This is a genomic window from Pseudoalteromonas luteoviolacea (assembly GCF_001750165.1).
Taxonomy (GTDB): domain Bacteria; phylum Pseudomonadota; class Gammaproteobacteria; order Enterobacterales; family Alteromonadaceae; genus Pseudoalteromonas; species Pseudoalteromonas luteoviolacea_G.
In genome coordinates, this window is the sequence record NZ_CP015411.1 from 3,479,649 (window position 1) to 3,504,958 (window position 25,310).

At 42.0% G+C, this 25,310-nt stretch carries 23 protein-coding genes and 12 tRNA genes; 7 read left to right on the forward strand and 28 right to left on the reverse strand.

The window, feature by feature from the left end; translation table 11 throughout:
* The first annotated feature begins 122 nt into the window (after positions 1–122).
* Positions 123–671, forward strand: a complete 549-nt coding sequence (locus S4054249_RS14605) for a hypothetical protein (protein ID WP_046356078.1) — start codon at positions 123–125, stop codon at positions 669–671.
* On the opposite strand, the gene S4054249_RS14610 is transcribed toward S4054249_RS14605, so the two are convergent.
* The 24 genes from S4054249_RS14610 to aspS form a co-directional block, all read right to left on the reverse strand.
* Positions 621–3,200 (reverse strand): serine/threonine-protein kinase, encoded by a 2,580-nt coding sequence (locus S4054249_RS14610; RefSeq protein WP_046356079.1) that lies wholly within the window; start codon positions 3,198–3,200, stop codon positions 621–623. The genes S4054249_RS14605 and S4054249_RS14610 overlap by 51 nt on opposite strands.
* A gap of 350 nt (positions 3,201–3,550) precedes the next feature.
* Positions 3,551–3,640: transfer RNA gene (locus tag S4054249_RS14615), tRNA-Ser, on the reverse strand.
* 99 nt (positions 3,641–3,739) lie between these two features.
* The gene (nadA, locus tag S4054249_RS14620) at positions 3,740–4,783 is read right to left on the reverse strand and encodes a quinolinate synthase NadA (protein WP_046356080.1); all 1,044 of its coding nucleotides are present in this window, start codon (positions 4,781–4,783) and stop codon (positions 3,740–3,742) included.
* A 122-nt stretch (positions 4,784–4,905) separates the two neighbouring features.
* Positions 4,906–4,981: transfer RNA gene (locus tag S4054249_RS14625), tRNA-Lys, on the reverse strand.
* Between the two features lie 24 nt (positions 4,982–5,005).
* A tRNA-Lys gene (locus tag S4054249_RS14630) sits at positions 5,006–5,081 on the reverse strand.
* Positions 5,082–5,104: 23 nt separating this feature from the next.
* Positions 5,105–5,180, reverse strand: a tRNA-Lys gene (locus tag S4054249_RS14635).
* A gap of 25 nt (positions 5,181–5,205) precedes the next feature.
* A tRNA-Lys gene (locus tag S4054249_RS14640) sits at positions 5,206–5,281 on the reverse strand.
* Positions 5,282–5,306: 25 nt separating this feature from the next.
* Positions 5,307–5,382 (reverse strand) — tRNA-Lys (locus S4054249_RS14645).
* 22 nt (positions 5,383–5,404) lie between these two features.
* Positions 5,405–5,480: transfer RNA gene (locus S4054249_RS14650), tRNA-Lys, on the reverse strand.
* A gap of 25 nt (positions 5,481–5,505) precedes the next feature.
* Positions 5,506–5,581 (reverse strand) — tRNA-Lys (locus S4054249_RS14655).
* A gap of 24 nt (positions 5,582–5,605) precedes the next feature.
* A tRNA-Lys gene (locus S4054249_RS14660) sits at positions 5,606–5,681 on the reverse strand.
* A 27-nt stretch (positions 5,682–5,708) separates the two neighbouring features.
* Positions 5,709–5,784: transfer RNA gene (locus S4054249_RS14665), tRNA-Lys, on the reverse strand.
* A gap of 22 nt (positions 5,785–5,806) precedes the next feature.
* Positions 5,807–5,882 (reverse strand) — tRNA-Lys (locus S4054249_RS14670).
* 24 nt (positions 5,883–5,906) lie between these two features.
* Positions 5,907–5,982: transfer RNA gene (locus S4054249_RS14675), tRNA-Lys, on the reverse strand.
* Positions 5,983–6,133: 151 nt separating this feature from the next.
* Positions 6,134–6,889, reverse strand: coding sequence for a tol-pal system protein YbgF (gene ybgF / locus S4054249_RS14680; RefSeq protein ID WP_046356432.1), 756 nt, complete (start codon positions 6,887–6,889; stop codon positions 6,134–6,136).
* Between the two features lie 17 nt (positions 6,890–6,906).
* Entirely contained in the window at positions 6,907–7,440 is a 534-nt protein-coding gene (pal, locus tag S4054249_RS14685; RefSeq protein ID WP_046356431.1) for a peptidoglycan-associated lipoprotein Pal, read from the reverse strand.
* A gap of 41 nt (positions 7,441–7,481) precedes the next feature.
* Positions 7,482–8,840: a Tol-Pal system beta propeller repeat protein TolB gene (gene tolB, locus S4054249_RS14690; protein ID WP_046356430.1), complete on the reverse strand. Its 1,359-nt coding sequence runs from the start codon at positions 8,838–8,840 to the stop codon at positions 7,482–7,484.
* A 9-nt stretch (positions 8,841–8,849) separates the two neighbouring features.
* Positions 8,850–9,788, reverse strand: a complete 939-nt coding sequence (gene tolA, locus S4054249_RS14695; protein WP_046356429.1) for a cell envelope integrity protein TolA — start codon at positions 9,786–9,788, stop codon at positions 8,850–8,852.
* On the reverse strand, positions 9,788–10,216 hold the full coding sequence (gene tolR, locus S4054249_RS14700) for a protein TolR (RefSeq protein WP_046356428.1): 429 nt from the start codon (positions 10,214–10,216) through the stop codon (positions 9,788–9,790). The genes tolA and tolR overlap by 1 nt, the downstream gene beginning before the upstream one ends.
* Positions 10,203–10,907 carry a protein TolQ gene (gene tolQ / locus S4054249_RS14705; protein WP_039607801.1) on the reverse strand — a complete coding sequence of 235 codons (705 nt, stop codon included), beginning with the start codon at positions 10,905–10,907 and terminating at the stop codon, positions 10,203–10,205. The genes tolR and tolQ overlap by 14 nt, the downstream gene beginning before the upstream one ends.
* Positions 10,908–11,726: 819 nt before the next feature.
* Positions 11,727–12,728: a Holliday junction branch migration DNA helicase RuvB gene (gene ruvB / locus S4054249_RS14710; RefSeq protein ID WP_046356427.1), complete on the reverse strand. Its 1,002-nt coding sequence runs from the start codon at positions 12,726–12,728 to the stop codon at positions 11,727–11,729.
* A 2-nt stretch (positions 12,729–12,730) separates the two neighbouring features.
* Positions 12,731–13,348 carry a Holliday junction branch migration protein RuvA gene (gene ruvA / locus S4054249_RS14715; protein WP_039607799.1) on the reverse strand — a complete coding sequence of 206 codons (618 nt, stop codon included), beginning with the start codon at positions 13,346–13,348 and terminating at the stop codon, positions 12,731–12,733.
* Between the two features lie 2 nt (positions 13,349–13,350).
* Complete coding sequence (gene ruvC / locus S4054249_RS14720; protein WP_046356426.1) at positions 13,351–13,872, reverse strand: crossover junction endodeoxyribonuclease RuvC; 522 nt, start codon at positions 13,870–13,872, stop codon at positions 13,351–13,353.
* Between the two features lie 111 nt (positions 13,873–13,983).
* Positions 13,984–15,765 (reverse strand): aspartate--tRNA ligase, encoded by a 1,782-nt coding sequence (aspS, locus tag S4054249_RS14725; protein WP_046356425.1) that lies wholly within the window; start codon positions 15,763–15,765, stop codon positions 13,984–13,986.
* A gap of 195 nt (positions 15,766–15,960) precedes the next feature.
* Between aspS and S4054249_RS14730 the strand changes: the two genes are divergently transcribed.
* The 3 genes from S4054249_RS14730 to S4054249_RS14735 all read left to right on the forward strand — a co-directional run bounded on the left by S4054249_RS14730 (position 15,961) and on the right by S4054249_RS14735 (position 18,463).
* The gene (locus S4054249_RS14730) at positions 15,961–16,809 is read left to right on the forward strand and encodes a DUF72 domain-containing protein (protein ID WP_046356424.1); all 849 of its coding nucleotides are present in this window, start codon (positions 15,961–15,963) and stop codon (positions 16,807–16,809) included.
* A 406-nt stretch (positions 16,810–17,215) separates the two neighbouring features.
* Positions 17,216–17,377: a hypothetical protein gene (locus tag S4054249_RS26630; protein WP_155401384.1), complete on the forward strand. Its 162-nt coding sequence runs from the start codon at positions 17,216–17,218 to the stop codon at positions 17,375–17,377.
* A gap of 579 nt (positions 17,378–17,956) precedes the next feature.
* Positions 17,957–18,463: a M48 metallopeptidase family protein gene (locus S4054249_RS14735; protein WP_046356423.1), complete on the forward strand. Its 507-nt coding sequence runs from the start codon at positions 17,957–17,959 to the stop codon at positions 18,461–18,463.
* 40 nt (positions 18,464–18,503) lie between these two features.
* Here S4054249_RS14735 and S4054249_RS14740 read toward each other — a convergent pair whose 3' ends face one another.
* The 3 genes from S4054249_RS14740 to S4054249_RS14750 all read right to left on the reverse strand — a co-directional run bounded on the left by S4054249_RS14740 (position 18,504) and on the right by S4054249_RS14750 (position 21,097).
* Complete coding sequence (locus S4054249_RS14740) at positions 18,504–19,301, reverse strand: M48 family metallopeptidase (protein WP_046356422.1); 798 nt, start codon at positions 19,299–19,301, stop codon at positions 18,504–18,506.
* Between the two features lie 184 nt (positions 19,302–19,485).
* Positions 19,486–20,094 (reverse strand): nucleotide exchange factor GrpE, encoded by a 609-nt coding sequence (grpE, locus tag S4054249_RS14745; protein ID WP_046356421.1) that lies wholly within the window; start codon positions 20,092–20,094, stop codon positions 19,486–19,488.
* Positions 20,095–20,152: 58 nt separating this feature from the next.
* Complete coding sequence (locus tag S4054249_RS14750) at positions 20,153–21,097, reverse strand: HrcA family transcriptional regulator (RefSeq protein ID WP_046356420.1); 945 nt, start codon at positions 21,095–21,097, stop codon at positions 20,153–20,155.
* A gap of 94 nt (positions 21,098–21,191) precedes the next feature.
* On the opposite strand from S4054249_RS14750, the gene nadK reads away from it, so the two are divergent.
* The 3 genes from nadK (at position 21,192) to recN (ending at position 24,464) form a co-directional block, all read left to right on the forward strand.
* The gene (gene nadK / locus S4054249_RS14755; RefSeq protein ID WP_046356419.1) at positions 21,192–22,076 is read left to right on the forward strand and encodes an NAD(+) kinase; all 885 of its coding nucleotides are present in this window, start codon (positions 21,192–21,194) and stop codon (positions 22,074–22,076) included.
* A 62-nt stretch (positions 22,077–22,138) separates the two neighbouring features.
* Positions 22,139–22,726 (forward strand): hypothetical protein, encoded by a 588-nt coding sequence (locus S4054249_RS14760; protein WP_046356418.1) that lies wholly within the window; start codon positions 22,139–22,141, stop codon positions 22,724–22,726.
* A gap of 61 nt (positions 22,727–22,787) precedes the next feature.
* Entirely contained in the window at positions 22,788–24,464 is a 1,677-nt protein-coding gene (gene recN / locus S4054249_RS14765; protein ID WP_046356417.1) for a DNA repair protein RecN, read from the forward strand.
* A gap of 52 nt (positions 24,465–24,516) precedes the next feature.
* Here recN and S4054249_RS14770 read toward each other — a convergent pair whose 3' ends face one another.
* Entirely contained in the window at positions 24,517–25,107 is a 591-nt protein-coding gene (locus tag S4054249_RS14770) for a cytochrome b (RefSeq protein WP_046356435.1), read from the reverse strand.
* Between the last annotated feature and the right edge of the window lie 203 nt (positions 25,108–25,310).

The window sequence follows — 25,310 nt, forward strand, 5'->3', positions numbered from 1 at the left end:
TTAAGGCAAGCGGGGCCGTGTAATACCATGTAATAGAATATTCTTCTATTCTCATAATTGCCCAAAGGCTAAGTGAATATTTGCATAGGCTCGACTTAAATAAATATGAAAGGACATTACAAATGAACGATGTGATAAACGAGCTCAACATAGAGCTGAAAAATAGTGAGGAAATCCAGCATTCAGGTTCTATTTTTGACTTTAGCGCGCAATTCAATCCACAGAAAAGTGCAGATCAAGCAGTGATCACGTTCGACCCTTCAACATCACAAAAAGAAACAATCAACTACGCCAATAACCCGTTTGAAGTAGAACTAAATGAAGATCAGTACCAATATGGGATTGCAGTGAACTTTTTATATAAATTAGATGATGATACAGCAAAAAATTACACCATTAGTGCAGCCAATATTAAACAGCTAGATCATGTAAAAAGCTTCAGTACAAGTATTCTCGACAACAGCACAAGTGGATACAGCGACAGTGTACTTAAACTAGCCGTGATAGTACCAAAAGACCTCCCATTAGATATCAAAACAGAGCTAAAATTCGATATCGTGTTAGCTGACAGGGTATCAAGCACTCAACTTAACTCTAATTTGGCAGCAGACACTGCAAACTTAATCATTGACCCGATACTTATCATTGGTCGCCCAATTCCGCCCAGATAAGCACAATCCCTCATGTGATGATTTAAACTGCGGGTACTTACATAGTGGCTTAAACCAAGGCAAGTTAAACCAATTAGATGAATAGCCGCCGTTAATCGTTTCGTTATAGTGGAGCAACGCAGAGTGATGATCACCTGTGAGTGTAAAAATCACAGTTGCTCCATAAGCATATTCTATTTTGTCTGTGGTTAGCTTTATTACCTTGTATAAATAGTGTAGAGCATCGCTGTAGCGCTCTAAATGAGCCATTGCCTGTCCAGCTGCAATTAACTCGTTGACAGACATATCTTCGCGTACACCATTGGCTACCTGATTGTATTGCTCGACAGCTCGCTCATTTTGCTCACCGAGTAATAACAAATCCGCATAATTAAGCCTCATAGCGAGGTTTTCAGGACTTAGTTCGGTCGCTTGCTTTGCAGCAGATAATGCCAATTCAATTTTTCCAGAGTACAAATAAGCAAGAGAAAGGTTATTATAATCCTCCGAGCTTTTGCTATTTTCTAACACTGCTAGGTAACCTGCTGCGGCGCCCTGCCAGTGCCCATCAAACATATTAATATTTGCAATAAGCCGATGTGCCCTCGTAAAATCAGGGAATACCTGAACAACTTCATGTAACAATGATTTAGATTCAATAACTTGACCATTATTAAGATACATAACGGCCAAATTATATTTATTGTTCAAATCAGGTTTGAGTAACACAGACTTCAAATACATCTCTATTGCTTTATCTATTTGATGTCGTCTATAGAAATAATAACCTTTTAGCTGATAACTCGATGCCGTCTCACCATAGACAGACAAACGATGAAATAACTCGTCAGCGAGTTCTTGCTGCTGACTTTCAATTGCCAGCACAATCCTATCAACCAGATAAGGCTTAGATGATTTGTAGCGCTCTGGCGCTGTATCGAGTAGCACTGTTAACCTATCGATGTACTGTTGTTCCCTATCAATATGATAGCGCTCCAGCAATAAATCTCTTACAAGGCTATACAGCGGTAAATAATTAGGATCTTGCTCTATCAAATCAAGCGCACGAGATAAGTTAAAATGAGAGAGATCTCCTTTTATATTAACCCCGTGATAGACACTCAGGTATTCCTCAAAAAACGCCGTCTCTGTAGACATAACGCTTTGCCTTTCATCCTGCTGAGGCTGGCCAAGTAATTTAGTTGCAAACCGCTCATAGATTGAGTGAATAACAAAGTAATTATCTTTACTCGTTTGCGTATTCAGTTCTCCCAAAACCAATTGGCTATCTCCACTGAGTAAGGAAAGGCGAACATTGCATTGAGCATGTTCGCACTTAACTTCGGGAAGAAAAATAGCTGTTGCGCCGGTTGCCTTTGCTAAACCAGCTACATCTTTGATATCGCTATATTCTCTATGATTAATCAACTCTGCATTAGTCGCAGTAATAATGACTTGTCGAATTGCGCTATCAATTGTAGCGTGTAACAAATTAGCGCCAACTCTCTCACTATGGTCACTAATTGTTATTTGCGGCTCAAGCACCAAGGCGTAATGAAGCTCGCTTTTTGGCTGTAAAAAAGACCACCCTACATAAACAATTAAGCACAACACACTCAACACAAAACCACTATAAACATATTTTGGTCGTATTAGCGTTCTGGGCTCATGTTTCAGTTCTTGTGTAGCTGAAAATAACGCCGTATCTTCCGCATCGGTTACTTCGAGTAACGCCAACGTTCTGCCAAGCACCGAGAACACTTCTCTCGCTGATGGACGTGACTCAGGCGATTTAGACAACATATTGCGTAGTAATTGAATAAATTCAACGGGCAGATCAGGTGTTAAACTGCTGGGCTCGATAAAAGCACTTTGTTCAATGCACTCAGCCAGTTCAGAGCCTTTCGCTGTGCCAAAAGGATGGCAGCCAAAGAGAAACTCAAAGCAAAGCACGCCAAAAGAAAACACGTCTGTCGACTGTTGAACTGGCTTGCCCTCAAGCTGCTCTGGAGACATCGTACTCATGCTGCCATAACTGCCACCTATGCGTTGCTCGGGGACGTTACTCTGTGTAGAGTTTGCAATGCCAAAGTCAGACAGTTTCACCTCAGAGGTGTTAGAAATAAGAATATTGCTCGCTTTAATATCACAGTGAATCAGCCCTTGTTGATGAATATAGCATAGGCCATTGGCTACCTTTTGTAATAGTGCCAGCTTATCTGCTACCGTAAGTAGCTTTTGCTTCATATATTTCGCTAATGTTTGACCAGGGACATACTCCAGCACAAGTAACAGATCTGATCCGACTTCAATGATATCGTACAACTGAACAACATTTGGATGATTAGCTTTGGCCATTAAGCGCGCTTCGTAAAGTGCTCGCTCTTTACGTTTAAGATCGTCGGGTTTATGACTTAACTTAATTCTTTTTACCGCAACTTGCCTATTTAGGCGAGTGTCCTTGGCAAGAAACACATCACCCATACCACCTGATGCAATATGTTTTATTGGCGCTAAATATGTATCAGAAAAACATTCGTCACTGCGCATATATTCTACCTACCTTGGCTCAAAACTATATGAGAACAGCTGATATTCTATCCTAACAATGAATTTAATAGTAAACATTGTAGACAAAAGGTCAGTTTTTTAGTTTAAGCGTGCAGCTGCATGAAAAAATATTTTCAATCCAAGTCACTTATCAATACGTGTACTTTTGACGTCAGTTTGAACTAAAAAACCTAAATGATAAATATCAAAATGGGTTTTAAAATATAAAGTAATATAGAAAACGATGTGCACAGGGAAATACCAAACACAACAAAGGAAACTAGTTAATAACTAAGGGATGTTTAAAAATATACAAGAAATTTTAAAGTGTCGATTATATAGGAAAGAAATGGCGGAGAGGGAGGGATTCGAACCCTCGATAGGGGTTAACCTATACACGAGTTCCAGTCGTGCGCCTTCAGCCACTCAGCCACCTCTCCGCACTGAAAGCGGGCCTAATACTATGAAAACCCGCGCCTTTTAGCAAGTATTTTTTTTGTAATCTGAGCCAACTGCACAGATTACAAACAAATTTATTATTAACGCTTCAAACTCGCCGAGAAATCGAGCATACGATTAAGTGAGCGTAATGCACCTTCACGTAACTCCATATCAACGAATACTTCTTTACCTTCAGGGTTAATAAGCGCTTCTTCAATCGCCTGCAAGCCATTCATTGCCATCCACGGGCAGTGAGCACAGCTACGACACGTTGCACCTTCACCTGCCGTTGGTGCTTCGAAGAACTCTTTTTCTGGACAAAGCTGCTGCATCTTGTAAAAGATACCGCGATCTGTCGCCACGATGAACTTCTTATTGTCCATATCCTGTGCAGCTTTAATTAGCTGGCTTGTTGAGCCTACAGCATCAGCTAAGTCAACGATTTCAGCTGGTGATTCTGGGTGCACTAACACAGCTGCATCAGGGTGAAGGGCTTTCATGTCTTTCAGAGCTTGTGTCTTGAACTCATCATGAACGATACAAGCACCATTCCACATGATCATATCTGCGCCAGTTTTCTTCTGAATGTAAGAACCTAAGTGCTTATCAGGGCCCCAAATGATAGTTTCCCCTTCAGAGTCTAAATGCTCTACGATTTCAAGAGCACATGATGACGTGACAATCCAATCAGCGCGTGCTTTTACCGCGGTAGACGTGTTTGCGTATACAACAACCTTTCTCTCTGGATGCTGATCACAGAACTTAGAAAACTCATCGATTGGACAACCCACATCTAATGAACAGGTCGCGGCCAGAGTTGGCATCACAACTGTTTTTTCAGGTGTTAAGATTTTCGCCGTTTCACCCATGAAACGAACACCCGCGACGATAATAATATCTGCATCTTCTTGCTTAGCACCAAAACGTGCCATTTCCAATGAATCTGCAACACAACCACCAGTTTCCTCAGCAAGCGCTTGGATCACTGGATCTGTGTAATAATGGGCAACCAATACCGCATTTTTCTCTTTTAACAACGACTTGATACGCGCTTTATACTGCTCTTTCTCTTCGTCATTTAACGGTGCTGGCTTTGGAGGAAATATATAATCCTCAGGCATGATTTGTTCTGCTAGACTCATTCTCTCGACCACATAGTCCACATTGCATAATTGCCGCGAATTATACGAAAAATACAGAGATAATCCTAGTAATAGACGAGATTCACAAAGAATATTTAAGAATAAAAAGATAGAAAAGATAATGGTGGGTCATGATGGACTCGAACCATCGACCAATGGATTAAAAGTCCACTGCTCTACCAACTGAGCTAATGACCCGCTCGAGGAGATTTTAAACTTGAATGGTGGGTCATGATGGACTCGAACCATCGACCAATGGATTAAAAGTCCACTGCTCTACCAACTGAGCTAATGACCCGCTCGGGAAGTTTTAGACTTGAATGGTGGGTCATGATGGACTCGAACCATCGACCAATGGATTAAAAGTCCACTGCTCTACCAACTGAGCTAATGACCCGCTCAAGAATTTTTTAGCTTAATAATGGTGGGTCATGATGGACTCGAACCATCGACCAATGGATTAAAAGTCCACTGCTCTACCAACTGAGCTAATGACCCGCTCGGGAAATTGTTTAAGCTTAAATGGTGGGTCATGATGGACTCGAACCATCGACCAATGGATTAAAAGTCCACTGCTCTACCAACTGAGCTAATGACCCGCTCGGGATATTTTAAGCTTAATGGTGGGTCATGATGGACTCGAACCATCGACCAATGGATTAAAAGTCCACTGCTCTACCAACTGAGCTAATGACCCGCTCTGATATCCAGGGTTAAGCTAATGGTGGGTCATGATGGACTCGAACCATCGACCAATGGATTAAAAGTCCACTGCTCTACCAACTGAGCTAATGACCCGCTCTGGATATGGATGTGCTTAAATGGTGGGTCATGATGGACTCGAACCATCGACCAATGGATTAAAAGTCCACTGCTCTACCAACTGAGCTAATGACCCGCTCGGGGATATGAATAACACTTAAAATGGTGGGTCATGATGGACTCGAACCATCGACCAATGGATTAAAAGTCCACTGCTCTACCAACTGAGCTAATGACCCGCTCGGGATATTTTAAGCTTAATGGTGGGTCATGATGGACTCGAACCATCGACCAATGGATTAAAAGTCCACTGCTCTACCAACTGAGCTAATGACCCGCTCATATCAAAATTAAGCAAAAGTGGTGGGTCATGATGGATTCGAACCATCGACCAATGGATTAAAAGTCCACTGCTCTACCAACTGAGCTAATGACCCACTCATTGCAGCAAGATGTTTATAACGTATCGCCTGCTGCGGGCGCTTATAATACTTATTTAAAATTCTAGTGCAACTGAATTACGCTGTTTTTTTTAAATTTTATGCCTAAGCGCCTATTTTTACACCACTGTGTTCATAAAGCAGCTTATTAAAGCTTAGACAAACGCTCTGTTGCTAATTTTGCAGCAGTGGTGCTTGGGTATTCTTTTATCAACGCATTGAACAATTGCGTCGCTTTTGCCTTGTCTCCGGCATTCGCAGCCAATGTGCCAAGCTTCAACATCGCATCAGGGCGCTTGTTTGAGTCAGGGAACTGCTCAACAACAATGGTAAAGTGCTTAATCGCTTCAGCAGGCTTGCTTTTTATAGATTGTAGCTGGCCTAACCAATAATGCGCATTAGGAATATATACTGACTCTGGGAATTGTTGCAAAAAGCTTTGAAACTCTGGAATAGCCGCATCATAGCGCTTATCCTTCATGATCAGAGCAACCGCGCGATCATAAGCTTCATTCTCAGATAGGTTAGAGCTTACCGCTTGCTCACCGACAGTAGGAATAGCCGTCGCAGCAATGTCAGATTTGGTTTGCTCATACACTTGGCTAACGCGGTTTTCAATTTCTTGATAAAGCTCACGTTGGCGCTGCAATACTTTTTCCAGTTTATAGCTTTGCTCGTCGGTAAAACCACGAACTTGGCTGACTTCGTCTTGCAATTGCTGCAACTGTAATTGTAGGTCTGCCTGTACTCGATTTCGATTTGTCATCATTTTTTCAAGTTCGGCAACGCGCTGTTCAAGCGACTTTTGATTATTTGCAGCATCATAAACAGTAGCGGGAGCTGCCAAAACCTGGGAGCTCCCGCTAAGAAAGATGATGGCTGCCAAAATAGTTTTCGGCTTCATAACATCTCTTGTCTAAATTAGTATACCAATACCGCGCGACGGTTCTTAGCAAAAGCTTCTTCTGTGCGCGACTTAACCATTGGCTTTTCTTCACCATAGCTCACTACAGAAATTTGGCTTTCAGAAACGCCTAGGCTCTCAAGGTATTTAGCAACTGACTTACCACGGCTTTCACCTAGTGCGATGTTGTACTCAGGTGTACCACGCTCATCTGCGTGACCTTCAACAAGTACTTTTACACTTGGGTTTTTCACTAGGAAGTCTGCGTGTGCTTGTAATAACTCAACATATTCGCTGCGTACTGTAGAGCGGTCAAAATCGAAGTATACGATTTGCTTTTGACGCAAATCAGCATATTTCTTCTGTAGCTTCTCTTCTGCAGTCATTTGAGGCTTAATTGTGCCTACATCAACCTTGTCATTGCTGTTAGAAGAAGCATTTGTCTGCTGGCTATCACCACCATCAACATCACCAGATGATGAGCTACATGCAGCTAAAGTCATTACAGGCAACGCTACCAATAAAGCCTTTAAAGTTTTGTTAAGTTGCATCGAGTATATTCCTATATCTTTATAAGTCTAACCAGTAAATATTACTGTAAAAACGGCGACCAGGCCGGTGCCTTCACTTGCCCGTCAAGTACTGGCAATCTCGCTTTAAAGCGACCGTCCATCGACACCAGGGCCAAAACCTGCTTATTATTATGCAGGGTACTGTAAATAATCATAGAGCCGTTCGGCGCAATACTCGGTGATTCATCGAGTCTCGTACGAGTTAACACCTGAAACAGCCCTGAATCAAATTCTTTCTTTGCTATATGGTACTGACCTAATGTGCGATTTACCATTACTAATTGCTTACCATCTGGCGTAATTGAACCTGCTAAGTTCATATCGCCATCAAAGGTGACGCGTCTAGATCTACCAGTATCTAAATTTAACTTATAAATCTGGGCATTACCACCCCTTTCAGACGTATACACAATTTCACGGCCATTTGGGTGCCAACTTGGCTCAGTATCTATACTTCTGTGCTTAGTTAAGCGCTTTTCGACGCGTGTTTCTAAGTCAATCAAGTACACCTCTGTCGCACCGCCTTTGTCTTTAGATAATACAACCAGCATTTGTGACCCATCTGGCGAGAACTGTGGTGCACCATTGATGCCTGGGTAGCTGGTTAACTTTTCACGTTTACCAGTGTATATATCTTGAACATAGACCTGAGATTGGCGATTTTCAAAGGTAACATACGCTAATTTATTGCCATCAGGTGACCATGCAGGTGACATCAGTGGCTCTTTTGAGCGCAGTAGTACTTGCTCATTAAAGCCGTCATAATCAGCAACCACAAGCTGATAAGGCTTATCTTGCTCTTCTCGCACAATCACATACGCAATTTTAGTTCTAAATGCGCCGCGCTCGCCAGTAAGGGCTTCATAAACCACGTCACTTATCTGATGTGAGTAGTATCGAAATGAATCACTGTCAATCACACTCTGACGGCTTTCCAAGATATGATCTTGGCTTTTCATTAACTTGCCGTTGCTCATCATGCGCGTTTCACCACCTGTGATCTGCGCACGTAAAACATCAATCAATTCATATTTTACCAAATAGCGATTCGCTGGCTGTTGGGTGATGGTTCCCACAATGATCGCTTCAACACCTAAATTAACCCAGGCGTCGTAGTCTACTTCTTCATCTGTGGTTGGCAGTTGCGGCATCTGATCTTCCGATACCGCTTTAAACTTACCACTGCGCATTAAATCTGCTGCAACAACCGAACTAATCTCTGAAGGGGCTTCACCGTTACCGATGTATTTAAATGGCACCACACCTAAAGGGCGTGCACTGTCAACGCCCTCAGTGATGACAATTTCTAACGCCGCATGGGCAAGTGTTGTCATACTGAAAGCAAAAACCAGAACTATGTTTTTTAAATGCTTTAACATGGTTTTCCTTTAAAGATTGGGTTTAATCGTTAAATTAATATTCTTAAGTTGTTCAAACACATCTTTGTCTTTTGAAACAGGCAGTGTATCTGCCATGCGAACGGCCCGCAGTGCCGCTTCACACACTAACTTATCTCCGCCTAACGAATTAGCCTGAGTAACCAAGCCATTGAAGCCTAAACGAATGTTCAAACGACACTGCTTACCTTTCATTTTTTCGTCTATTAATAGGTTAGACTGAATACGCTGCATGATCAGGGCTTTATACTTGTCCACTTCACCAAGTACTTGTTGCTGCCTCACTTTCGCACGTGCAGCCTGCTCTTGTGCTAACTGCTCTTGCAACAGCTGCTCTTGCAATGCTTTTTGGCGTGCTTGTTCTGCCGCCTCGGCTTTTCGCTTCGCCTTTTCTTCTTGACGCTTACGCTGGGCTTCAGCTTGTCTTAAACGCTCTTCTTCAGATTTGCGCTTTTCTGCCGCTGCTTTTGCTGCTCGCTCTGCTTGTAATTTCTCTTTTCTCGCCTTTTCCGCATCAGCCCGCTGCTTTTGCTCAACCTCACGCGCTTTTTTCGCTTGCGCTTCAGCTTTGCGCTTTTCAGCCAGCTTTGCTTGGCGCTGCTGTTCAAGCTTTTTAATACGACGCGCTTCTGCTTCACGGTCTTTACGTGCTTGCATTGCACGGCGCTCTAAATCACGGATACGCTTTTCTTCAGCACGCTTTTTGGCATCCTCTGCTTGCTTAAGCTCTGCAATTTTTCGTTCTACTGCACGTTGATCCACAGAAATAGCTGAAACTGCTTTATCTTGCTCTTCTTGCATGACTGGATTTAATTGCACCTGCATTACTGTGGGTTTAGACATCTGCAAATTAGCCGAAGCAAACAGCATACCCGCAAGCGCGATGTGAAGCAGAAACGACTTGATAATTCCGCTTGTTAACGCATCCATTAATTATCCTCAAACGATTTAGTCATCAGCCCAACAGACGGCACTCCAGCATTTTTCAAAAAGTCCATTAATAACAGTACTTCTTGATATGAAACGCGGCCAGAACCTTTAATCATCACAGGTGTGTCGGGATTTTTTTGCAATTTTAGTTTGATAATGGCTGCCACTTCAACCGCATCCATTGGCGCTTCCGGATCTGTACCGACAGACACGTAATAGCGTCCTTCCGCATCAATACTGGCAATTATCGGCGGCGCATCTTTAGTCTCGACCAAATCCGACTCTTGCATCTGCGGCAGATCTACTTTTACACCATGAGTGATAAGCGGTGCGGTAGCCATAAAAATGATCAGTAGCACCAGCATGACATCAATGTAGGGTACTACATTGATTTCAGCAACGGGTCTTCTTTTTTTAGGCTGATACATTAGCTTTTGTCTCCACTAAAGTGGCCGCTTGACGATGCAGTATATTAGCAAACTCTTCCATAAAGTTGGCATAGTTTACTTCAAGCTTTTCAACATGCTTTGCAAACCGGTTATAAGCCATTACTGCTGGGATCGCTGCAAATAAACCCATCGCAGTCGCGATAAGTGCTTCTGCAATACCTGGGGCCACCATTTGCAATGTTGCTTGTTGCACATTACCAAGGGCGATAAATGCAGTCATAATCCCCCATACTGTGCCGAATAAACCAATATAAGGACTAATCGAACCAACCGTGGCTAAAAATGACAAGCTAGTTTCCAGCTTCTCTACTTCACGTGATAACGCAACTCGCATAGAGCGATGCGTACCATCTAAAATCATATTCGCCGAACCCGTGTTGTTCTTTTTGTGTCTCGCAAACTCTTTGAAACCCGCCACAAATAGCGCCTCTAAACCTTTAGAGCTGCCTGATCGTGCCGTAATTTCATTGTATAACTTACCTAAGTCCATACCAGACCAAAACTGTTGTTCAAACTTTCGAGCTTCGCTTTGTGCTTCTGCTATCACCGAACGGCGTTGGAATATAATCGCCCACGACGCGATCGACATGCCAACTAGTGTCAACATAACAAGTTGAACCAGCACACTGGCTTCTAAGATTAGATCGATGAAATTTAAACCCGATTCCACGTTTTAACACTCCTAATAATAATGTGTACCTGGCATGGCACCTTTAAACAGATAGACTTCAAGCACGACAAAAGGTTCAGGTAGTTTAACCACACAAATAAGGCCTTACAACGACAAAGCTATAAAATTAGCTTAAATGTCGATAAATAACACAATGTCTAAGTTAGCAAGACTTTTATAACCCCATATGTTTGTTTCAGTATTTAAATCATTTTATTTTCCGCTTTCACCGGTTAATTAACATTTTTATTCCTAACCATCAGAGCGAGCGTAATTATTTACTCAGACTGCATAAAGTAAGGGATTTATTCACTTTGCACGAATAAATGCTCAAAACACCATTGGTAATACCAATTAACAACAAATTATCTAATATTCACATTTTGAGTATAAATAGTACAAATCGAATTAAATCAAACAGATACACACTCCCATATCGTCACAATTTACTAATGTAAAAAATGGTAAATAACATTCGGATTAGTTATTTTTATTTGAAAGATATAATTTTTCTAGTTTGATAATAATCCATAAGATCTCTAATATACACCCTGTACTGAGCGCACTGCTTAACGCAATGCAAAGCCAGTTACCGAGTGATAGAGTTCTGATTTACTCTGTTGCTTTTGATGAGAAACTTTTGGATAAAACCTTAACAGACTCATCAGTTCCCTGGATTACTTCCTTCAACTTGTTGTTTTCGCCCGCACATATGTGCGGGCTTTTTTTTGCCTGAAATTTAAGTTCAGATTGAAGAATTAGTACATTAAGATAAATATCATTAAAAAAGCCATCGTGAATACGATGGCTTAATCGACGTTATTCTTTAGAAAGGTCAAAATGTAGATATGCCCTGTCGGATACTATCCGCCCTCTTGGCGTACGTTGTATAAAGCCTTGTTGAATAAGATAAGGCTCTATTACATCCTCTATCGTCTCTTTTTCCTCACCAATTGCCGCAGCGAGGTTATCGAGGCCCACAGGTCCGCCAGTAAACTTCTCTATAATGGCCAGCAAATACTTTCTGTCCATATAGTCAAAACCACATTTATCAACATCAACCATATCTAATGCTTGATTGGCAATGGTTTTATCAACACTGCCATCTCCTTTAACATCAGCAAAGTCACGGACACGACGTAACAAGCGATTTGCGATCCTTGGGGTACCACGTGCTCTTTTGGCAACTTCGCGAGCGCCTTCTTCGGTTGTTTCCAAATTTAAGAAATGTGCTGAGCGGCTGACAATTTGTGACAAGTCATCAACTGAGTAAAACTCAAGCCTTTGTACAATACCAAAACGATCTCTGAGCGGTGAAGTCAACGATCCTGCTCTGGTGGTTGCACCGACCAATGTAAATGGCGGTAAATCCAATTTGATAGAACGTGCTGCTGGCCCTTCTCCGATCATGATATCTAACTGATAATCTTCCATCGCGGGATATAAAATCTCTTCCACTTGCGGGCTAAGGCGGTGTATCTCATCAATGAATAACACATCACCTTCTTCAAGGTTGGTCAACATCGCAGCCAAATCACCCGCTTTTTCGAGCACAGGGCCTGATGTTGTTTTAATATTCACACCGAGCTCGTTGGCAACGATATTTGCAAGGGTTGTTTTACCTAATCCGGGCGGGCCAAAAATCAACAAATGATCCAGCGCCTCTTCACGTGTTCGCGCAGCTTCAATGAAGATCTCCATTTGCTGCTTCACATGAGGTTGCCCTGTGTAATCACTCAATAGCTTTGGTCGAATAGCTCTATCTATTTGCTCTTCATTGCCCTGAACTTCGGGTTCGATTAGTCTGTCAGCTTCTATCATAATTACATCATAGACCTAAGCGCTTCTTTGATAATGGTTTCAGTATCTAAACCATCGCCTTTAACAGCTTTAACTGCTTTTTGTGCCTGAGCAGCTTTATAGCCCAGTGCCACCAGCGCCGCAATAGCATCATCAGCGGGTAAATTACCCACGGTAGGATCGTCCTGCGGTGGGATAACTGCATTATCACTAAATGGCGTAAACAAATCATGACCAAAGTCTTTTAACTTGTCTTTCATTTCTAAGACTAGACGCTCTGCGGTTTTTTTGCCTACACCTGGAATTTTAACTAACGTAGATGCATCCCCATGATTAACACATTGCACAAATTGCTCAGCAGACATCCCAGACAGAATTGCTAAAGCCAATTTAGGTCCCACGCCATTTGCTTTAATAAGCTCTCTAAATAAAGCACGCTCTGTTTTATTATTAAAACCAAATAACAGCTGGGCGTCTTCACGGACAACAAAGTGTGTGAAAATAGCTGCTGGCTGGCCAGTACTTGGCAGCTCGTAGAAACAAGTCATCGGCATTTGTACTTCATAGCCGACCCCATTTACATCAATGAGAATTTCTGGCGGCTGCTTTTCTAATAAAGTACCGCTGAGTTTACCTATCATAATTATCTTAACCTTCCACGAACTGTCTTTTTAGCATTACCTGCTAAGCGAATTAAGTTTTGTTCAGAGTGTGCATGACAAATTGCAATTGCCAATGCGTCGGCCGCATCTGCTTGTGGAGTGCCCGGTAATTTTAAAATGCGTTTTACCATTTCTTGCACCTGAGACTTATTTGCTCCACCGGTGCCCACTACAGCCTGTTTGATCTGCCTTGCCGAATATTCGTGTACAACCACGTCTTGCATGGTTGCAGCAACAATAGCGGCACCTCTAGCTTGTCCAAGCTTCAGCGCTGAGTCTGGGTTATGTGCCATAAATACTTGCTCTATCGCAAAGCTGTCTGGAGAAAACTGCTCTATCAACTGACTAATACCTTGAAAGATCATTTTTAATCGAGTCGGAAAATCATGCTCCCCAACTTTGATACAGCCGCTACCTAAGTATTTAAATTTTGCACCTTGGTGCTCAATAACGCCATAACCTGTAAATCTCGAACCGGGGTCTATGCCCAAAATAACTGCCAAGGCATTGCCCTCTTTGCTTTTTTCAACATCATGCCAAAATACTGTATGGATTACCAGTTGTTAAACAAAAAAGGCGGCTATTAAAGCCGCCTTTTCAAAGTCAGTCAGTAATTACTGCTCTTCACTTTGTTCTTGCTGTGCTTGTACTGCAATTGCAAGCTCAGTCAGTGCATCAGGGTTTGCAATACTTGGGGCATTCGTCATCAAACAAGACGCCTGAGTTGTTTTAGGGAATGCAATCACGTCACGAATGTTATCTGTACCACATAGAAGCATGACCAGACGATCAAGACCAAACGCTAAACCAGCATGTGGTGGTGTACCGTACTTCAAAGCGTCAAGTAAGAAGCCAAACTTATCTTGCTGTTCTTGCTCTTCAATACCTAAGATTCTGAAAGCTGCCTGCTGCATTTCATTATTATGGATACGAACAGAACCGCCACCGACTTCATAGCCGTTAAGAACCATATCGTACGCATCAGAAATCGCCACAGCTGGATTTGCTTCTAGCTCTTGTGCGCTGATGTCCTTCGGTGCTGTGAACGGGTGGTGTACCGCGTGCAAGTTACCTTCGTCATCTTCTTCAAACATTGGGAAGTCAACAACCCAAAGCGGCGCCCACTTATTCAGATCAGTGATCTCTCTGTCCAAACCTACTTTCAGACGCAGTGCACCCATCGCTTCATTTACCACGTTGCGCTTGTCTGCACCAAATAGAATGATGTCACCTGTTTGCGCGTTAGTACGCTCTAGTAGTGCACTGATCACATCTTCGTTTAGGAATTTAGCGATAGGTGATTGCACACCTTCCATACCTGCTTCACGGTCATTAACCTTCATCCAAGCAAGACCTTTCGCGCCGTAAATACCAACAAACTTAGTATACTCGTCGATTTGCTTACGAGATAACTCAGCACCACCTGGTACTGTTAATACTGCAACACGACCTTTTTCATCGTTAGCAGGACCTGCTAGTACTTTGAACTCGACATCTTTAACAATATCAGCAACGTCAATCAGCTCTAATGGGTTACGTAAGTCAGGCTTGTCTGAACCAAAACGACGCATCGCTTCAGCATATGGCATGGTTGGGAACTCACCCAGATCAACGTTCAATAGCTCTTGCCACATTTCACGGATCATACGTTCGGTTACTTCACGCACCTGATCTGAGCTCATGAATGATGTTTCTAAATCGATTTGAGTGAACTCTGGCTGTCTGTCTGCACGTAAATCTTCATCACGAAAACATTTTACGATTTGATAATAACGGTCGAATCCAGACATCATTAACAACTGCTTGAACAGCTGTGGTGATTGAGGCAGTGCGTAGAAGCTGCCTTTATGAACACGGCTTGGCACTAAATAGTCACGGGCACCCTCAGGAGTGGCTTTAGTCAGTACTGGCGTCTCAATGTCTAAAAAATCATTGTTATCTAGGAAACGACGCACGAAGCTTGATGCTTTTGCACGTAGCTTAATACGATCGCTCATCTCTAAACGGCGAAGGTCTAAATAACGATACTTTAGACGACGCTCTTCTGAGTTTTGCTGATTAAAGTCTAACGGCAAAGGTTCAGAGCGGTTAATGATCTCAAGGCCTGTGCCTAAGATTTCAACTTCACCCGTTGCCATGTCTTTGTTAACTTGGCTATCAGGTCTAGCACGCACACTACCTGTCACTTTCACACAAAACTCTTGACGTAGCGTATTTGCAACGTCCATCAAGCCTTCAACTTCTGGATCAAATACAACTTGAACCAAGCCTTCACGGTCTCTTAAGTCGACGAAAATTAATCCACCTAAGTCACGGCGCTTATTGATCCAACCACATAATTCGACTTCTTGACCTACGTGGTCCTTATTTAAATTTCCGCAGTATATAGAGCGCATATCGTTCCTATTTGCTTAGGCTTGCATGAAAAAGTACTATCCAGCCTATAGCTATCGTAATTAACAAAAATAATCGCCAATTATATAAAACTGGGGGGCTTTGTCATCCTTATAAAGCAAGGAATCTTCGCAAAGTTGATTTTTTTAGGTACTCTCAATTTGTTAAACTAGAAAAAAACACAAATGAAGAGAACTATGTTGTATTTAGGTTGCCCACAATGGAGCTCATCTCACTGGAAGGGACGATTTTTTAGCCAGCACTGTAGCAATGCAAATATGCTTAGGGAATATGCCAGCATGTTTAATAGCGTTGAGGGCAACACAACATTTTATGCCAACCCAAAACCTGACACTATTTTGCAATGGAAAAATGCCATCTCCGATGATTTTAGGTTTACTTTTAAACTCCCTAGGCAGATATCTCATGAATTAGCCCTACAAGACTGCCAAAAAGAACTAGAAACATGGTTAACTCTTTTTGCGCCGCTATTCGAGAATATCGGCATGATCATGCTGCAATTACCAGCTAGCTGCGGACCTGAACACCTCTCAAGAATACAAAACTTTGTTACCCAAATACCCAGTGAGCTATGTCTTGGTATAGAGGTACGCAACTTAGCGTTTTTTCGTAAAGACGATAATGAAAAACGCTTAAATCAATTTTTGATGAGTAAGGGCATTAACCGCATAATGATGGATACACGCCCTTTATTTAATGAAGCACCCAGCACACCTGCTATTGAAGACGCGCAGCGTAAAAAACCGCGTGTACCCGTCAACGTGATTGCGACGAGCACGCGCCCAATGTTACGCTTTGTTGGCTGCTCTGTACTTGAAAATAATCGCCCTTTTTATCAGCCATGGCTCAAAAAAATCCATACTTGGCTCTCTGAGGGTAAAGAGCCTATTGTATTTTTTCACACTGCTGATAATTACGATGCCCCCTTATTGGCACGACAGTTTGTTCGAGATCTTGGCATTGATCATAAAGTACTGCTGCCTTTTCCTGCAGAACAACAGCCGAAACAACGCTCTTTATTATGAAAATTCGCGGCTTACCTAAAAATGGCTATTTGCAATTGGTTCCAGTTAAAATATTTAAGAATAATGTATAACTATAATTTGGAACAAAATGATTTAAGCATTAGCATATTACAGGCCCCCGCAGCACAAACTAAGAAATATTGCTGTGAGTGGAGAAGTCTACCAATCCAGCTATAGCCAACAGGCAACTCATCCACTTAGGGTTACTGCATGTTATGCACACATTATTCAAAACTGTTTAGAGCTTTATTACTCTCATTTCTCGGCATGTTTTGTAATTACTTAGTATTAATTATAAGCACACTTCCTCTTCCCCTCGAACAACAGCTCAAGCAATAACATTTGACAGTGTACCTATAAAGTGACAGTGTAAACTTGGATTTAATAAAACAATGAAGGATTAAAAATGTTATTAAAACTACACAAGAAACAATTTAAAACGTTATCTTATGACAAAGCGCAACTACCCAAAGTACAGACTAAAAACATCGTAGGGGGTGAAAATAGCGTATTTACAGTAGGTACATCGTGCTGCCCAGCAATACAAGGAGGTAACCAACCTGCATAGGGTAACTTGTACGCCTGGTACAAATCTTTAATAGCTGTGAGTGCTTCGCTCTCAATTCGCGAAGTTCACTATTGGGTACTGTTCAATAACTCGACATTTATTATAAAGCGCTCTTCAAAAGCGTAACAATATGTGTGGTAGCTTTTGATGGCGTACCTATAAAGTGGAAAGTTAGACTTGGATTTAATAAAAACAATGAAGGATTAAAAATGTTACTAAAACTACAAAAAAAAACAATATAAAACATTGTCGTATGACAAAGTACACTTACCCAAAATACAAACTAAAAACATTGCAGGTGGCGAAAATAGCGCAATGACTGGCGGCTCATCTTGCTGTCCAGCTAATAACTAATTTAGCTTTCAAGCATAAACTGCTGTACGTTAAAACAGTTATTAACAAATGTGGGTGCTTTTGCACTCACATTAAAATCTGAATGAATCAAAATATAAATTACAGTAAAACCTGATTGCAACCCCACCATTTCTGTTCGAAACGTACAATGGATACCTGTACAAATTTGATTTTCAATACATTATAATTGCCGCTCGTAAAAGCTAAACTCTATACCTAGTGCCCATGCATCACTTAAAGTATTTCCAACACTACCCCAACAGCTTACAAGCACAAATCAACGCGCTGATTGAAGACGGCAACCTACAAACTTATTTTAAAAAGAAATACCCAACCGGACACCAGCTTCAGAACCAACAAGTATTATATCAATACTGTACTGAGATCAAACAGCAATATTTAAAAAACACACCAAGGCTAAATAATATCAGCTTTAATAAACATACAGATATGATGAAAGGCACGCTCGGTACTCACTCACATAAGCACCACCGTCATGGTCAAAAACTCAAGACGCGCTATGACATTGCACTGAGTAACCAGCTTAAGTATGCACCGCAAGCAATATTACGAGCTTTGATTGTGCACGAGCTGGCACACTTTAAACATGCCGATCATGACAAAGCCTTTTACAAGCTGTGTTGCAATATGGAGCCTGATTATCATCAGCTAGAGTTGGATCTGCGACTATTTATCGTTTTAGATGAATTAGCGCTCAACTTCTATAAATAATTTGAAGTACAGCCAGCTTATTCAACCTATACACCCGCCCTCAGATACGACACAGAGGTCTAAAACCTTTTTGTTGAGCGGCTCTATAAAGATTATTCGCCTCAGGCATCTTGTTGTTCAGTTTTTCAATTCGGTTGTCCGGTGATGGATGCGTCGAAAGAAACTCCATCGGTCTATCTCCACCTAACTTTTCCATATTTCGCCACAGCTCAACTGCACCAATCGGTCTAAAACCTGCTCTGGCCATCAAATCCAGCCCGATCACATCCGCTTCACTTTCATGTGAACGACCAAATGGCAACGTTAGTCCCACTTGAGCGCCTAAACCAAGACCTTGCATAATGGTGTTACGAGATTGTACGTTGTTCATTTCCATCACGGTATTACTCAATTGTAACCCAGCCTGCACCAACCCATTTTGTGTCATGCGCTCATTGGCATGCTGTGCAATTACATGACCTACTTCATGGCCCATTACCGCAGCAAGTTGATGCTGATCAGTCGCAACTTTGAGTAGTCCTGTATGTACACCAATCTTACCGCCAGGCAGTGCAAATGCATTTGCACTATCGTCTTCAAATACCACCACTTCCCAGCTTTGTTTCGAGTATTGATTCGGTAGCTGCTCGATCAATGCATTAGCTATACACTTAACATATTGATTTGTCTTAACATCCATTTCAATTTGTTGTTCATTTTTGATCTGTTCAAACCCCGCGACCCCAAGCTCATTCATTTTCTGCTCGGAATACATCATATATTGCGTTCTTCCGGTTGGTGATGTTTTACACCCAGCAATTAGCAACGTAATAGCCATGCAAGCAACAACTCGTTTCATAATACTTCCTACTTACTAATTTTCGACAAATTTAAAAGATAAGTGCTTACCCAATCAAGCTGTTGGTATTCTTTGAATGAGCCAATTTACACTATTTTAAGCATAAATCACTTTGTACAATTGTTGGAGCGACAAAAATAAAAAAGCCCACACAATGTGGGCTTTTTTAAAATGCATATACTTTTTATTCTGCAGCTTTTGAGACCATAACCATTGCAGGACGCAATAAACGGCCATTTAGCGTGTAACCTTTTTGCATCACAGCGAGTACAGTGTTTGGCGCCACATCAGCACTTGGCTGCATTGACATTGCTTGGTGGAACTCAGGAGAGAAGGTCTCGCCTTGTGGGTTAACCGCTTCAACACCGAATTTACCTAATGCATCAGAGAAACTTTTTAACGTCATCTCAATCCCTTCAAGGATAGATTTTGTTGCTTCGTTCTCTTTATCAGCAAATTCAATGGCACGCTCTAGGTTATCGATGACAGGTAATAGCTCATTTGAAAACTTCTCAAGTGCAAACTTGTGTGCTTTTTCAACATCTTGAGCTGCACGGCGACGCATGTTTTCTACTTCTGCAGCAGCGCGTACAACGCCGTCTTTTTGGCCTTCAATTGTTTGCTTTGCAGCTTCAAGCTCAGCGTATAAACCAGCAATTTCCTCTTCAGGGCTTATTTCGCCTTGTTCAGACTGTGGCGCTTCTTCCTGTGCTTGCGCTTCAGCAGCTTGTTCTACTACTTCTTCTTGTGCAGTTTCTTGTTCCTGCTCTGGTGCTTTTGTCTGCTCAGACATGAAAGTTAATCTCCGATTCTTTACAACTGCCGTAATTATGGGGATGGATTTTTTAGTTTCAAGAGTCTTTTTGCTCTATCCGGCTAAATTCGTCAATTATTGCCTCAATTGGCGCCTCAGCGGGGCATACAACACAAAAACGACTTTGATATTCTTGATCCATAAAATATGGGACACTCAGCACAACATACCTTGATAAGCATTCGGCATCAACTTCACTCCCTAACAACACTGAAACACCATTACGAAAAGCCAATTTATCTTCAACTTGATGTAAAAATGGTACTCCTAAGCTGACATCGCTACCCTGCTCTAAACGATTATAAATATGCCGCTCTCCCACTACGATGCTATTGTCAGTACCCAATTGCAAACTCAACTCACGAGTCCACTGAGTAAGTAGTTCTCGACAATCTGGCATCGCTGTATTAGCCATCGCACGCATCCTGTGCAAGCCCTCTTTTAAGGTTTGCTGACTAAATACAGTATTCATCCATAATGCAAACTGATAACGCATTTCGTCAGAGTTAACAGCCGGTTTATTTATACAAATATTATGAGATTGCCCAGCCTTATCAATCAGTAAAACTAGCCAATGCTTACGGTCAAAGTCCAGTACTTCAACCCTGAACACTTTTTGGTTACTCACTTGTGGCAGACCAACAACACAACACACCTGATAATGCTGACTCAAAGAATGTGCCAACGTCACCAGCTGCTCTTGTTCCGGTTGCCAGTAGGTCGCAATATTGTCTAATTCAAAATATTCTTGAAGCCAATATTGGATGCCTACATCAGAGGGGACGCGTCCAGCTGAAGTATGGGGGGAATAGAGTAGTCCATGGTTTTCCAAGCGCGCCATCGCATTGCGCACAGTCGCCGAACAAATAGCCATACCTTTCATCTTAGCTATTTTACTAGAGGCAACGGGCACCCCTTCACCATTACAGTAAAGAGTCATCACAGCTGAGAAAACTTGTTTATCACGAGCACTTAATTTCATAAATCTTTATGTTGGGGTGAATTTCAAAGTTTCAAGCGCCTCAATTTTGAGATAATCTTGGGATAGTTGATATACCAAGGATTTGCATTAAAAAATGAGCACTCCATTTAACACCATCGGCCTTATTGGCAAACCGAACCATGACGGCGCGGCTCAGACCTTACATCGCCTTTATACATTTTTGCAAGCACTGGGTTATGACGTTTTTGTTGAGCGCCGTGCCGGCAAACAATTAGATGCCTTACAAGAAGTACATTTGCTCGATCTCGTTCAACTTGGCGAAAAATGTGACCTAGCCGTTGTCGTTGGCGGGGATGGAAACATGTTGGGCGCAGCCCGTGTACTTGCTCGCTTTGATGTTGCTGTAATAGGCGTAAATCGAGGCAATCTCGGCTTTTTAACCGATTTGAACCCGCATGATTTTGAACCCGCTTTAGAGCAAGTACTTAGCGGTAAGTTTGTTGAAGAGCATCGTTTTTTACTGGAAGTAGAAGTCTATCGCCATGCTCAGTTGAAAAGTGCCAATTTAGCCGTTAACGAAGCAGTACTTCACGCTGATAAAGTTGCACACATGATAGAGTTTGAGGCTTTCATTGACGATCAATTTGTTTTTTCTCAGCGCTCTGATGGATTAATAGTGACAACACCGACAGGCTCAACCGCATACTCACTGTCAGGGGGTGGGCCAATTCTCACGCCAGAGCTTAATGCAGTGGCACTCGTTCCCATGTTTCCACATACACTTTCTAGCCGACCTTTAGTTGTGGATGCCAATAAACAAATTAAACTAAAGCTCAGCCCAGAAAATACAGCTAGTTTACAAGTGAGTTGTGATAGTCATGTTGTACTCGCTCTTTTACCAGGAGACGAAGTGGTTATAAAAAAAGCAGCTCAAAAGCTACGTCTGATCCACCCGACCAGTTATTCCTACTACCATGTTCTTAGAGAGAAACTTAATTGGGGCAGCAGGCTTTACTAAAGTGAATTTGTTAAGCAGAATAGGACAGATTTATTTTCTAATTTAGGGAAAAGTAAGACAACATGACTTACATAGTGTTTGTATCGATAGTGTTGCTCATCACTATCCTCGGTGTTTACATGGTCATTGAAAACAATCGACAAAAAGCCCGTGATGCTGAGAAAAAAATTTTTAATGAGCGTGTAAAAGACATTACTTCTTTGTATAAGAGAAAAATAGCCGAGTATGTTGACTGTAAACTGATCAGACCAAAGCATGCGCCGAAATTTAACGCTATTGTCGGCAATTTTTTCGTAGTTCAAGCACACAATGAAGAAAATCTAGCACGCCTAGAAAGGGTTAGTGAACATTTATTAAGCCAAGTTGGCTCAGAGTTAAATAAATGTCGTAGCAATGACACGGTAGATTTACTAACCGAGCAATTATTTTTATTTGCTGCTGAATTGCCTTCAGCTGGCATTGCATACAATAAAAGCTTTTACACAGAAATTCTACCAGCGCTGATTTCTCGTATTCAGACACCAGATTCATACGAAGCACTGCAGCCGGAACCGGAGCCTGAAGAAAGTGCAGAGCCTGAAAACTTGCCTAATGATAGCAATGAGCAAGCGTCCCCTCCGTCAAGACAAGCAGCTGACGCCATCAATTAAAAGTTGATTTTTTAAGAAATGCTGTATAAATTAACAGTAAAATACTGTTTGGATATACAGCATGCTTACTAGTTTGCAAATTAAAAACTTTGCCATAGTCAGTGAACTTAACATCGATTGGCGTTCTGGCATGACAGCCATTACTGGCGAAACCGGTGCAGGTAAGTCGATAGCAATTGATGCCCTATCCCTTTGTCTTGGTGAACGCGCTGATGCAAATGCGATACGCCCTGAAAGTAGTAAAGCAGAAATTTCTGCGCAATTTGATATTCGTAAGTTGCCACAAGCACAAAAATTTCTTGCTGAGTTACTGCTCGATGATGAAGAACAAAACTGTATTTTACGTCGCGTGATCACACGAAATGGTCGCAGTAAAAGTTTTATCAATGGCTCCTCAGTAACAGCCGCTCAACTTAAAGAACTGGGCCAAATGCTGATAGCCATTCACGGACAGCACGCCCACCAATTGCTGTTAAAGCCCGAGCATCAGCTTGGCTTACTCGATGCGTATGCAGGCCACCAAAACTTGCTAAGCGCAGTCAAAACCCAATATAACCACTATCACAAGCTGCAAAAAGAACACGCCAGCTTGTTAAAACAGCAGCATGCACAGGCAGCTAAAAAACAACTGCTTGAGTATCAAGTTGAAGAGCTCGATGAATTTGCGCTTCAAGAAGGTGAATTTGAGCAAATTGAAGCTGAACATAACAGACTCAGCCACGCCCAAACTTTAGTAGAGAGCTCGCAACGTGAGCTGATGAGCCTTTATGAACAAGATGACCAAACAGTACTTGGTCAACTTCAACACAGTGTGCAAACCTTTAGTGAGCTAAGTACATTAGATAAATCTTTGGAGGGGATATCTCAAATGCTCAGCGAAGCAGCTGTGCAGCTAGAAGAAGCCTGTCGGGAGATCCGTAGCTATGGTGAAAGCGTTGAGCAAGATCCTATCCGTTTGCAAGAAATCGAAGAGCGGATCACGCAAGCGATGGCGCTTTCAAGAAAACACCAAATTCAACCTGATCAGCTCGCAGCTCACCACTTTGCTTTAAAGCAAGAGCTAGATAACATCTGTTCAGACAACGCGCGTATCGACGACTTAGAACATGAAATTGCAGAAGCATTACACGCTTATCACATTTCTGCTAGCCAACTAAGTGAAAGCCGCGCCGTTGCAGCGAGCACACTCAACACGCTTATCACAGAGAGTATGCACGAGCTTTCTATGGAAAATGGCCGCTTTGCCATTGAGCTTAGCAAAGAGACAGATCGACGCCCCAATGAACTCGGTATGGATAATATTGAGTTTCTGGTATCTACCAACCCAGGCCAACCAATGCAGGCACTTGCTAAAGTCGCTTCAGGTGGTGAATTGTCAAGAATAAGCTTAGCAATTCAAGTAATTATCGCAAATAAAGTCACCACACCAACTTTGATTTTCGATGAAGTAGATGTAGGTATATCTGGCCCTACAGCGTCTCAAGTAGGAAAGCAATTGCGCTTATTAGGTAAATCAACGCAAGTCATTTGTGTAACGCACTTGCCGCAAGTTGCCTGTAGTGGTCATCAACAGTTTTTTGTGCAAAAAGCAGTTGAAAATGCGCAAACTTACACCTCTATGGTGCCACTAAATGAGCAAAAACGAGTAGATGAAATAGCCCGTTTACTCGGTGGTGACAGCGTAAGTGATACCACGCGAGCCAGTGCCAAAGAGCTACTCAGTGTACAGGGCTGTTAAGCTAATGTCGAAAAGCAAAGAGGTATCAAGATTGATACCTCTAATGAAATAATTAGGGGGCGTTTGAGGTCATTTTTTTAAGGGTGCGATCTTTTTTCACAAAATGGTGGAACAAAGCAGCACCAGCATGTCCGACAATCAATATCCACATGAGCCATGCACCTAAAATTTCTTTATGAATAAAATCAATTGGCTTTTCAAACTCTTTAAAAGTAAGCCCCCAACTTTCCACTACTAGATATTGAAACAGCGCCGTATCTGAAAACTTTGGTATATCGAATAAAAAGAAGAACTCCGTATTTGCACCTGTTCCAATATACCCCGTAATCGGCGCGATAATCATGATCGCATAGAGGGCGTAATGACCTAAATGTGCGGCTAAATGCTCCAAGCTAGTACCCGGCTCAGGCGTTGGTGATTTATTCATTGCTCGCCACAACAATCTCAGCACCACAATCGCCATTATAGATACACCAAACGATAAGTGTAATTGCAATGCCGTCCAGTTTTCTGGTGTTTTTGCCTCTGTAAACCACTGGCGATAGTACACGCTTAGATATGCTGCTAAAAATAACATAGCCATCAGCCAATGGATCCATTTGGCAATACTGCCATAGTCTGTATCACTATTTTTAAACGACATAGATGCCTCAATCATTTTGCTACTTAAGTTTAATGTTAAAGCTGATGATAATGCTAAACACACCCCTTGTATTGCGGTTATTTATGGACAAGGTATCCAAAAAAATAGAACGTAAGGGCAGTGGTCAGGCGCTAGCGACTCTAAAACAAAAAAGCCCCATCATCGAAATGACGGGGCTTTAAGCAAAGTACTAAGTTATCTTA